The organism is Flavobacterium antarcticum DSM 19726 (genome assembly GCF_000419685.1).
Lineage (GTDB): Bacteria > Bacteroidota > Bacteroidia > Flavobacteriales > Flavobacteriaceae > Flavobacterium > Flavobacterium antarcticum.
Map to the genome: position 1 here is coordinate 289,019 of NZ_ATTM01000006.1, position 11,562 is coordinate 300,580.

Below are 11,562 nucleotides of genomic sequence, written 5' to 3' on the forward strand. Positions count from 1 at the left end.
TAAATAAAAATGAAAAAAGATAAATCAGTCATTATTTGGCTACTTTCAGGTTGTTTATTGTTGTTTATTATGGTCGTCGTAGGCGGAATTACTAGACTGACCAATTCAGGCCTTTCCATGACCGACTGGCATTTAGTGACCGATACGTTTCCACCGCTGACTGAAGAAAGTTGGCAACATGCATTTGACGAATACAAGAAATTTCCGGAATATCAGAAAATCAATATTCACAATGATTTCACACTTGACGATTACCAATTTATATATTTCTGGGAATGGTTCCACCGTTTTATTGGAAGAATAATAGGTTTGGTTTTTATCATTCCATTTGCTTACTTTTTAATCCGTAAAAGATTAGATACTGCTACAATTAAAAAGTGTGTCGTTCTTTTATTAATGGGTGCTTTCCAAGGATTCCTTGGCTGGTTCATGGTGAAGAGTGGCTTGATAGACAATCCAGATGTGAGTCATTTCCGACTTTCCTTGCATTTGACTTTTGCGTTTCTAACATTTGCATATACGCTGTGGGTAGCTTTAGATTTGATATATCCGGAACGCCAAACTGTGTTTGTTTCGCTTAGAAATACGGCACGATTAGCGCTCGCTGTACTTATTCTTCAAATCATTTATGGTGGCTTCGTAGCAGGTTTAAATGCAGGATTAATTCACAACCATTGGCCAATGATGAGTGAAGGAAAATTCATGCATGAAACGGTTTTAATCGAGCAACCAACATTATTTTTAAATTTGGTCGAAGGAAAAAGCGGGGTACAATTTGTGCATCGAACCGTCGCTTACTTTGTAGTAGGTTTGATCTTGTTTTTATATTATAAGTCAAGAAAATTTGTATTGGTGACAAGTCAGAAGAGAGGTTTAAACACGCTACTACTATTTGTTTTTATGCAGTTTGCATTAGGTGTTTTTACGCTTTTAGAACACGTCCCTTTATGGTTGGGTTTAGCACATCAAATCATGGCCTCTTTCCTACTTACCGCGATGGTTTATACATTGCATCGACTGAGTAAATAAAATTTTTAAAAGCATAAAAAAAGCAGTTAACCTTTTGTGAAGTTAACTGCTTTTTCTGTTATAAACTTGTTCTGTTTTAGAACGAAGTAGTAATTGTAAAGGAAACTCCAGTACTTGCTGGAACAAATCTACAAACTCCTCCTGCACAAACCAGTCCACCTCTTTGACGGCCGTAACCAACAGAGAATCGTGAGCTGTTTTTTCTATAAGTAACTCCCGCATTATAGAAATGGATGTCAAACGCATCAATATCTCCCGCTATTAGTTCCGTATTTTCTTCATAACCATAATTGTACATATCCATTAAATAAACGGACCAGTTCATATTATGATTATACTCCAGCGATAACGACGCCCAATTTCCTCTATCATTATCAGCCCACATGTGCTCTAAACCTGCGGTTATTGCTTTACCTCCGGAAAAAGTATAAATTCCCTCTGCAAAGATTATATTGGTTTTCACTACGTTATCAAAGGCAACTCCTCTAATATATTGATCGTTGTAATACTGATTCACATAAATCAAGCTACCTCTGAAATCTTTAGAGAGTTTCTTAGAAATTTCAATGTTGTAATCCGAAAAATATTTTTGACTTCCCGCTAAAAACTTCGCATCGTAGTCATTCACATCAAACGTATATTCAGCATTTGGTGTACTAATTTGTACAGCACGTGTAGAATATTCCGCATCTAAATTGAACCAATTTGACGCATTCAATGCTACTTTCGTACCGTATTTACCACCTAACGAAGTTCCTTTTTTGAAATTATAAAAAATATCAAATTGGCCACCAATTTCACCTGCTTTTTTCACGCCATTGGGATCGATAAACACTTTGTTTTGTGCTTGGTACACATAAATATTAGCCAAATTGGAGTGATGCTGCTTCGTTAAAGAAGGTGTAAAATTTAAAACACGATCGTTATAATTTGTACTAAGCAGTTCAGGACCATAAACAACTGGTTCTCTATCACTTAAAAAAACCATATTTTCTAATCTTCTCAACGTCGCGTCAATACCAAAGCCTCGTTCAGAATAACCGAAGTTCAACAATAATGCATTTCCTGGTTTTATGAAATTGTAAGTTACCGCCTTGGTCTCCAATACTGGCTCTTTGTCTTTAAAGCTGTACTCCGAAGATATGTAAAATCCCGATTTAGAAAAACCTAATCTTCCCGAATAAGCACCCGTTTGTTGGCTAATTGATGGTGGATTTACTTGATCTGGATCAAATGCTGTTTCAGAAACTTCTTGATCGCGCATCACGTAACTAAAACCGACTGTCAATCCAAAATTTTCTTGTTTAAAAAGTGTCGCTAAATCAAGATCGGTATTGGCTCCAAAAATATTAGCCTCCGAAACGTGAAAACCAGATTTTTGTTTACCGTAAAGTGCCGTAATTGAAACCCCTTCGAAAGGTTTAAAGTTTACACGACCTCCGCGAAGTGCGGTGTTGATTCCCAACGCTCTGTCTTCCCAAGCGCGAAGGATCAATCCACTTCCAAATTGTTCGTAAAAATGTCCCGCAGTAAGATCTAATTTATCAGATTTGTAATTTGCGTAATAAAGTGAAAAATCCGTTCCTTCAAACGCAGGATTGTAATTTAGAAGTGCTTGTTTATAGTACGATTCTACTTGAGTACCTACCGTAAATTTTCCGTAATTTGCTTTTAAAAACAGGTAATTATTAGAACGGAATGGATCTTCAGGATGCTTGATATCTCGTTCTGTATCATTCAAATACCATTGAGCGTTTGACTCGAAACCACCGTTAATTTTTAATTTAGTTTTATTAACAGTATCGTTTTGTTGTTGGGCAAATACATTTAACGCTGTTAAAAGTAAAATACCTAAGGCTAAATTTTTGTTCATTAAATTGCTTATAAAGATTTTAATTTTTCAAAGAATTCGTGTTCACTTCCTGGAGCATGACCTGCTTGTTCAGATACAATCACTCCGTTTTTCACTACAATAGTGTAGGGTGGATTTGCAATCGATAAACTTCTTTTTAAATCTTGATTGGTGTCTAACAAAACGGTGTAATCCCATGAGCGACCATTCACCATCGGTTTTACTCTTTTTCCTGTTCGTGCATCGTCTATAGAAACCGCAATAATTTCCATATTTAATTCTTCTTTCCAGTCCCCATAAACATCATTTATTGCATCTAATTCTTGAATACAAGGTGCACACCAAGTTGCCCAAAACACATAAACATAGACTTTATCCTTTTCGCTAAAATCTGATTTAATGTTCATTGATTTATTGTCAAGCGACTTTAAATTAACGTTTGGAAGTTCCTTTTGTGCTGTTGCAGCGGTACATACAAATAAAAGTAGTAATGCTATTTTTTTCATAATTTAGTTGTTTAGTGTTGCAAATTAAACAAAAAAAAACCGATTAAATTGTAGTTTTGAAAAAAAATGCTTTAATATTGTCATCTATAAATTACTAATTAACCTTACCAAATTATTATGAAAATTTTGAAATTTTTATTTTTAAGTATTTTTTTCGTAGCACTTTATTCTTGCTCGTCGTCGGAAGATAACGGAGGACCAGCAGTTGAAGTGACTTCAATTACAATCACTCCAAGTATGGCTACTCAAACCGTAGGAGTACCAACTACTTTTACGGTAAAAACAGAAGCTAATCTTGATGTTACTGCAACTTCAGTTATTTCAGTTGTAGGCGTAAATGCACCTTTAACAAACGCAAGCTTCTCTCCTAATGCAGCAGGAATCTACACCGTAAAAGCAAACTACAGCGGCAAAACAGCTTCTACAACTGTTACTTATGTAGACGGACCATCAACATCTTTTGTAAAAAGAGTATTGATCGAAGACTACACTGGAACATGGTGTGGCTTTTGTCCTCGCGTTGCACAAGGAATTGATTTAGTGATGTCACAAACTGATTATGCAGTTCCTGTTGCGATCCACAGATCAGGTGGTGGCGCACAAACAGATCCTTATCATTTTGCAGCAGCTAGTCCTTTATTAAGCTTAATTGGATTAACAGGTTATCCTGATGCGCGATTAAACCGTATCACGAAATGGAGTGGAGACGAAGCGACTAACTCTGGCCAAGTGATTTCATTTACACAAGGTACTGCACCAAAAGTAGGTTTAGCTATGAAAGCAACCGTTGCTAATGGAACAGTTAACTTAACTGTTAAAACACAATTTGGTAAAAACATGACCGGAACTAAATTAGTAGTTTATGCGTTAGAGAATGGATTAATTTACGATCAAGTAAACTACACTAGTCATTATGGTGGTGGTTCAACTATTGTAGGTTTTCAACACAACCACGTTTTAAGAGCTACTTATACGAACATATTAGGAGATGAAATTCCTGCAGGAGAATCTGTATACGAAAACACGTACACAAAAACGTATTCATTACCTGTACCTGCAAATGTTACTAACGCTTCAAAAATGGAATTCGTAGCATTCGTTGTTGGATCAGACAACAAAGCAATGAACGTTAGAAAAGCAGTTAGCGGAGACGACCAAACATTCGAAATTGTTGAATAACAATTTAAAGAAAATCAAATCAAAACGCTTCCTTTTGGAGGCGTTTTTTTTTGTGCTGTATTAATGTCAAATTAAAATCCCGTAAAAAATTAAAGAAATTCCGTAAAGTAAAACACTGATAATAAGTGCAACTTTGTAATAGAAAAGAATAGTACTAACACATAAAATTATTTATTATGCCGAATTCAAATGAAATTAAAGGATCTTGGGAAGAGTTAAAAGGTAAACTAAAAAAATCGTATGCTGATTTAACCGATGACGACTTGATGTACGAAGAGGGTCAAGAACAAGAAATGTGGGGAAAATTGCAACAAAAATTAGGTAAAACAGAGAAAGAAATTAAATCTTTATTTGATTAATATTTCCTAATCAACCAAAATTAGAAAAAGCTGTCTAAAGTATTTACTTCAGATAGCTTTTTTTATGCCATCCAATTTTTAAAATCACTTACCTTTTCACGACTTACAATAACGTCCTCTTCTTTATAAGTAGGAAGAATGATTTTTAAACGCGAATTGCTGTACACAACAATTTCTTTTACCGCAGTAAGTGGAACAATAAACTTTCTACTTACACGAAACCAACTTCTATGCTCCAATTCTTCTTCTAAAATTTCAAGTGTTGTATCCAGAAGGTAATTTCTGTTGTCAAAAGTATGAATGTACGTTCCTTTGTTTTCACTAAAAAAACATTCAATTTCGCTCACATTTATTATTTTAATTTGAGTACCAATTTTCACTGTGAATCGGGACTTATAGACTTTTTCTGTGGGAGCGAACATACTGCGAATTTGCTCAAAGTTTAACGAAAGCGATTCCTTTTTTGAAAATTGCACTTGGAATTTATCCACGGCAATTTTCAACTCCTCTTCGTCAATGGGTTTTAGTAAGTAGTCAATGCTGTTGAGTTTAAAAGCTCGTAACGCATATTCATCATAAGCTGTGGTGAAAATGATCGCACTATTAATTTTCACTTTTTCAAAAATTTCAAATGAAAGTCCGTCCGAAAGTTGAATGTCCAGAAAAATCAAATCAGGATGTTGGTTATTTGAAAACCAATGAATGGATTCTTCCACCGAATGCAACATAGTGATCACTTTTAAACCCAACAGTTCTACTTTTCTTTGCAGCAGTCGAGCAGCAGGTTTTTCGTCTTCAATAATAATGATGTTCATTTCTGAATGTTTATAAAATTAAATTAGCGTTTTTATTCCCACTTTGAATTTTGACTCTGGTTCATGTATTCCTTGATTTTCTTCTCTTCCCAATCAGCACCAAGAAAAGCATTTTTACCAAAAACATTGAACGCGTGAAAAGCAAGTCCGATTCCCCAAAAGAATGCAGTAGAGAATGTGGAGAATTTAAAGAAGGTTTCGCCTTTATCCAGTTGAAAATAAATCATTCCAATTAAAATAAGGTTCACGATAATATAAGAACCCAAATGTTTATAAAAACCTTTAATGTCCTGTACTCGTTTAGTAATGCGTTGCAATCTAATTTCTTCGGGTGTTCTTATGCGTTCCATTTTGTTTGTTTTTTATAGTAATGTGTAATTTTTCGCGTTCCAAATCTTCTTTAATAAACTGTCGGATTTTTCGCTCTTCCCAATTTTTAGTGACGATTGGATGAAATTCAAAAGCGATTAATCCATGAATGAGCATTCCTGTTCCCCAACCTAAAATGGAAAACCAAAACCAATGGTATTCGGGAACGAAATATAAATTAATTCCAATGATGATGGGGATAAAGAGACAAAACAAACTCAAATTGATGTAGAAATCACGAATGTTTCTCGCCTTTTTCTTCGCCTTTTGATACTGCATCTCTTCCTCTAAAACGAATTTTTGTGCATCTACTTCCATCGGGACGTTTTTTCTTTGTGCATCAATTCCTTGATTTTATTCTCTTCCCAATCGCGGTTTAAAAAAGGCATGTAATTAAATACAGACATCGCATGTAAAGCCACGCCTAAACCCCAGCCCAGTAACGGATAGAAAAACCAAAGATTACCTGGACTTGTAACCAAATTTAAAATAATTAAACCAGAATTAACTAGAATATACGAACTTAAATTACCGTAAAATCCTTTTAAATCCTCCACCTTTTTTTGTGCTTTTAAATACCGATCTTCTGTAATTTTATCTGTTGATTCCATAACTGCAACTTGCTTGGTTAAAATCGGAATACTAACCGAAAATACAGCTGCTGATTCTTCTATACGCACTTTTCGTTGCGTTAGTATTGCGTAGCGATTGATTATATTTTGCAATCCCACACCTCTTCGGTCTTGCAGAACTTCCTTTTTCTGTAAGTCGTTTTCGATTATTAAATTATTATCCACAATTTTAATTCTTATGTAAAGCGGTTTTTGTTCGCTGACTACATTGTGTTTTACCGTGTTTTCAAGCAACAATTGCAACGATAATGGCACTACTTTAGCATCGGGATTTGGAACTTCTTCGGGCAATTCATAAAACAAACTGTTTTCAAAACGCATTTTTAAAAGATTCATATAGGTTTTGGCGAAAGCCAATTCTTCTGAAACCGGAACTAAATCCTTGTCTTTTTGTTCCAAAACATAGCGGTAAATTTTAGAAAGAGACGTCGTAAATCGTTGGGCATTTTCAGGATTTTCTTCGATCAGCGAACTCAACACATTTAAACTATTGAACAAAAAATGTGGATCTATTTGGTTTTTTAAACTCTCAAACTGTGCTGAAGCCGTTCCTGCTATTATTTTCTGTTCCTTGACTTTCTTGTCTTGTGACTTTTTATAAAAATAAATGGTGTGGAAAAATAAGGATACCACCATAGTAACTAATAAAGAAACGATGTAATAGCGAAATTTTTCATTCACTAGAAAATCCGTCAAGTTTTTGTGTTCGATTACGGTCTTGATGAACATCCGTATTAAAAATGTTCCCAACATGGTGACCGAAACACTTCCTGTGACACCAAGTAATAAACGGTATTTTGAATATTTTTTCCAAACTACCTGATGGTTGATGTAATCAAAAAAAGCACTATTGACAAAAGTCAGAACGACACCATACAAACAATAATAGGCAATTTCAACAAAAAGCGAATGATCAGCCGTCAATACGCGACCAAAAAACCACTCGATACCAATTATTACGCAAGCAATAACGATACTTATAATCAGACCTGTAAAAATGACTTTGAAAATATATTGAACGACTTTCTGCATTTGATTTTACTTACAAATTTAAATGGTTACCTATTTTTTAGCACATTCTTTTTGAGCTTCTAAAGCGCGGTCTAAACCCCAGTTTGGATGATAAACAGTTTCCGGTTTAAAAGTACTAAAAAGTGCAACAGCTTTTTCAATTTGAGCACACATTGCCGAAGTATCTTGCTTGAAAAATCGCGCTCCACCAATTTCAAATTCTGCTTTGCCAAAAACAACGCGGGGATTATTGGGTGCTATTTTTTCAGCTTTAGCGTAAAATTCCATTACTTTTCCGGACATTGTCATTCCGTTTTTCATAGGATCAGCTGAAATCCAAGCCGTGTAAATTAACGCTTGCAAAACCAGAATTTCTGCATTATCAGGATTTTTAGTAAACTCAATATCCAAACTTTCTTGTGCTTTATCCAGCAACGCGGTCAGTTTCTGTTTGTCATTCAAAACTTGAAATGCAGCCGTTGTGTTCACTAAAGCCACATAATAATTGGGCAACCAATTGTTCTTTTCCACGGAAGCAATTCGTTCAAACAGTGCCGCAGCTTCTGTCGTATTATTTGTTTTCCACAGTTCAAACGCTTTGTTCATTCCTTGTTCGTATTGATTCTGAGCTTGCGCAAAAATTCCGGAAAGTACAAGTACTAAAGTTAAAATAGATTTTTTCATGATGTAGATTATTTGAAGATTATTGCTTATTGAAACGCTTTTAATTCTGAAACAAATTTGCATCACTTTCGAGCAAATTAAAAAAGGAAGTGACTGAACTGTTGTAATTGATGACTCAATCGTATATCTGATAGTTGCTAAAAATTAGTATTCCTTCACCACGAATTTCACAAATGGACACGAATTGCAGAATGGTTCTTTAAATATGTACTACTCTTAAAAATCGAATTTTGTGTAAACTTGTGTAATTCGTGGCTAGAAAACATCCTATAAGTTATCAAGCTGATTGCTCTTTTTATCCGCACTAATCGTCCAGAAAAAACCAACGAAAATAAACCGACTTGCCGTTGGAACGATCGCTTTACTTTCAAACTTCCCTTGCTGATTGGCTGTGTTTGCATACTCATATCCATATACATTTTTAGTTCCCAACACATTAGAAACCGATAAATACAGGATTTTCTGTGGACTGATTAAATAAGCCCAACCCAAGTTTACATTCGAATAGCTTTTTGTTTTTTCATTTAAAAAACCATCCGTATTTGGGTTTTCAAAAGGGCGTCCCGAATTAAAGTTGTAGGTAATGCCCAATTGCGAACGCAAACTTGAAATCCAATATTTGGTTACAATTGAAGCCGTATGTTTTGCTACGAAACTTGGTGTCGCTTCTTGTTGGTAATTTCTGTAATCACGTTGCGTGTCGATGAAGGAGTATGAAATCCAATATTCTAAATTTTTAATTCGTGTATTTTCTCGCCAAAAAACATCGACACCTTTTGCATATCCAAAACCTGAATTGGAATAATTACTGCTGTACACGGGATTTTCAGAATCAAATTTCACTAAATCAGCATATTTTTTATAATACGCTTCGGCTCGTAAAGTGGTGCCTTCTTTTGCAAAGGTGTAATTCAGAATGTAATGTTGCGTTTTTTCGTTTTCAAAATTGGAATGGTATTTCAAATAGTCTGCTTTTGGAGCTTGTTCAAATTTCCCATAAGCAAAGGAAAACTGATTGAATTTTCCTGTTTTATAAGCAACCGAAGCGCGTGGACTTACCGAAGATGCATTCAGTAAATTATTATTTGACGCTCGAATTCCTAAATTGAAAGCAAGTTTTTTGCTAAAGAAGTAATCTACTTCGGAATAGAACGCTGAAATTCCAGAAGTATAACCTGTTCTCAAACTACCTTTTTGCAACGGTTTATAACTTTCGTCAAAATTGGTCAGGAAATAATCACTTCCAAAACTCAACTTTAGTCGCGTTGTAATTTTGCTAAACACTTTCAATTTCAAGTGCAATGCGTTTTCTTCATTCGTCACGTAATCCTGATTCAAGTCGATTTTATTTTGTCCCAAACCATAACTTACTCCAGTAATTAGTTGCCAATTGTTGACTAAAAATCCTTTGTACACTGCGTTGAAATACAAATTAGTATTGTTCAAATTGATTCGGTCTTTCAAATTCGTATTGATATTTTCTTGATTCAAATCAAAGCGCGAAGCATCAAAAGCCGTGTACACTTTCAACAAACCGTTGTCAAACTGGTACCGATAAACCGCTTCGCCTGACAAGGATTGATACGGACGATTCCAATCTACCGCTTGTGGAACGGCGAGTTGATACGGTGCCAAATCAATGTACGCAGTATTCACTGATAAGCTACTTTTTTTCCACTTTTGAGTATTACTTACTCCTAAACCAACGGTCATCAAAGAAATATCGGTTTGCTCTTGAACGGGTTCGTCAATGGTATTTAATAATAAAACACTGGACAAGGCTTCTCCATATTCGGCTGAATAACCTCCTGTTGAAAATGAAATTCCACTGAAAAGAAACGGGGAAAACCGTCCACGAGTAGGAACATTATTTGCAGAAGCGCCATACGGTTGAGCCACTCGAAGTCCGTCTACGAAAGTTTGTGTTTCATCGCTTTCGCCACCACGAACGTACAATCGTCCACTTTCGCCCACGGTTTGTGTTCCGGGAAGGGTTTGCAAAGCCGAAACAATATCGCCTGCAGAACCTGCGGTCGTGACAATGTCCAAGGGTTTCAAAACCGAAACTCTCGCTTTATCGCCTGCTTCAAGCATTCCCGCATTAATCACAACGGCGTCTAAACTGTTGATGCTTTCACGCAAAATAAAAGTTTGCGACTGGTACTTTTCAATCGCAATGTTTTGTGCCAATGTTTCAAACGTCAGAAAAGTAATCTTCAAAATTTGAACGCCTTTAACGGAAGTGGAAAATTTAAAATTTCCATTAGCATCGGTAGAAGATCCGTCGTAGGTTCCGTCAATAAAGACATTGGCTCCTTGAAGCGGTTGCTTTTTTTCGTCGAGCACTTTACCTGAAATAGTCGTTTGCCCGAGTAGCATTTGCGTAAGCGTTAAAAGTAAAAAAGTAATTGTTGTTCTCATTTTGCAGTTATTTATAGCACAAAGATGCAGGAGAAGGTTTTATTTTGAAATTTAAAAGTGCTGAATTGTAGAAAAATGGTACTGAATTGTAGGGGAATAATTTTAAGAGGAGGCAACCATTTATAGCCTAGCTAAAATAGTATTCCTTTTTTTATTTGAATAAGGCAATTCTTGGGAGCCTTCCCTTGACTCGGGGGAGCTTTCCCTTGACTCGGGGGAGGTCTCCCTTTGCTTGGGGGAGCCTTCCCTTTACTCGGGGGAGATCTCCCTTTTGTTGGGGGAGCCTTCCCTTTGCTTGGGGGAACCTTCCCTAAACGCTAAAAACACGTCGCAAAGCTTGGAAAACATAGGTGTTGCTTTTGGGGAAATCAATACTGTTATGGCTTTTCCGCGTAAAAGCTTTGGGATAGAACTTGAAGCTTGGATATGCAAATAAAAAGTGGAGTTTAAGTTAAGCGACATTTTTGTAATTATTTGATTGTTTGTTAAATTCCTTTATTGTCATATATTTCAAAGCTGAATGTCTTCTTTTTTGATTGTACCAGATTTCGATATATTCAAAAACTTGCAGTTTCATTTGTTCCTTTGAAATCAGTTTATTGCCATAGATTAATTCTGTTTTAAAGGATTTAAAGAAACTTTCAGCTACTGCATTATCCCAGCAATTCCCTGTTCTACTCATGCTACGTGTTACTTTATATGAGT

At 35.7% G+C, this 11,562-nt stretch carries 12 protein-coding genes; 3 read left to right on the forward strand and 9 right to left on the reverse strand.

Going from position 1 to position 11,562, the window contains the following annotated elements; all coding sequences use genetic code 11:
- Positions 1-9: 9 nt before the first annotated feature.
- Complete coding sequence (locus YWA_RS0112275; RefSeq protein ID WP_022828812.1) at positions 10-1,029, forward strand: COX15/CtaA family protein; 1,020 nt, start codon at positions 10-12, stop codon at positions 1,027-1,029.
- 76 nt (positions 1,030-1,105) lie between these two features.
- Here the strand turns inward: YWA_RS0112275 and YWA_RS0112280 are convergent, their stop codons facing one another.
- Together YWA_RS0112280 and YWA_RS0112285 are read right to left on the reverse strand one after the other, a co-directional pair.
- A complete protein-coding gene (locus YWA_RS0112280; RefSeq protein WP_022828813.1) occupies positions 1,106-2,902 on the reverse strand; it encodes a DUF6029 family protein in 1,797 nt (598 codons plus the stop codon).
- A gap of 8 nt (positions 2,903-2,910) precedes the next feature.
- Positions 2,911-3,387, reverse strand: coding sequence for a TlpA family protein disulfide reductase (locus YWA_RS0112285; RefSeq protein WP_022828814.1), 477 nt, complete (start codon positions 3,385-3,387; stop codon positions 2,911-2,913).
- 117 nt (positions 3,388-3,504) lie between these two features.
- On the opposite strand from YWA_RS0112285, the gene YWA_RS0112290 reads away from it, so the two are divergent.
- The gene (locus YWA_RS0112290) at positions 3,505-4,566 is read left to right on the forward strand and encodes an Omp28-related outer membrane protein (protein WP_022828815.1); all 1,062 of its coding nucleotides are present in this window, start codon (positions 3,505-3,507) and stop codon (positions 4,564-4,566) included.
- Positions 4,567-4,742: 176 nt separating this feature from the next.
- Complete coding sequence (locus YWA_RS0112295) at positions 4,743-4,925, forward strand: CsbD family protein (protein WP_022828816.1); 183 nt, start codon at positions 4,743-4,745, stop codon at positions 4,923-4,925.
- Positions 4,926-4,987: 62 nt separating this feature from the next.
- Here the strand turns inward: YWA_RS0112295 and YWA_RS0112300 are convergent, their stop codons facing one another.
- From YWA_RS0112300 to YWA_RS0112335, 7 genes are all read right to left on the reverse strand, one after another.
- A complete protein-coding gene (locus YWA_RS0112300) occupies positions 4,988-5,740 on the reverse strand; it encodes a LytR/AlgR family response regulator transcription factor (protein WP_022828817.1) in 753 nt (250 codons plus the stop codon).
- A 32-nt stretch (positions 5,741-5,772) separates the two neighbouring features.
- The gene (locus tag YWA_RS0112305) at positions 5,773-6,090 is read right to left on the reverse strand and encodes a 2TM domain-containing protein (protein ID WP_022828818.1); all 318 of its coding nucleotides are present in this window, start codon (positions 6,088-6,090) and stop codon (positions 5,773-5,775) included.
- Positions 6,059-6,427, reverse strand: coding sequence for a 2TM domain-containing protein (locus YWA_RS15085; RefSeq protein WP_022828819.1), 369 nt, complete (start codon positions 6,425-6,427; stop codon positions 6,059-6,061). The genes YWA_RS0112305 and YWA_RS15085 overlap by 32 nt, the downstream gene beginning before the upstream one ends.
- Positions 6,418-7,773: a 2TM domain-containing protein gene (locus YWA_RS0112315; protein ID WP_022828820.1), complete on the reverse strand. Its 1,356-nt coding sequence runs from the start codon at positions 7,771-7,773 to the stop codon at positions 6,418-6,420. Before YWA_RS0112315 ends, YWA_RS15085 begins: the two co-directional genes overlap by 10 nt.
- A gap of 30 nt (positions 7,774-7,803) precedes the next feature.
- Positions 7,804-8,436 (reverse strand): tetratricopeptide repeat protein, encoded by a 633-nt coding sequence (locus YWA_RS0112320; RefSeq protein ID WP_026718789.1) that lies wholly within the window; start codon positions 8,434-8,436, stop codon positions 7,804-7,806.
- A 267-nt stretch (positions 8,437-8,703) separates the two neighbouring features.
- Complete coding sequence (locus YWA_RS0112325) at positions 8,704-10,857, reverse strand: TonB-dependent receptor (RefSeq protein WP_022828822.1); 2,154 nt, start codon at positions 10,855-10,857, stop codon at positions 8,704-8,706.
- A gap of 451 nt (positions 10,858-11,308) precedes the next feature.
- Positions 11,309-11,562: IS3 family transposase (locus tag YWA_RS0112335; protein ID WP_022828823.1), on the reverse strand; the 254-nt coding region annotated here is incomplete at its 5' end.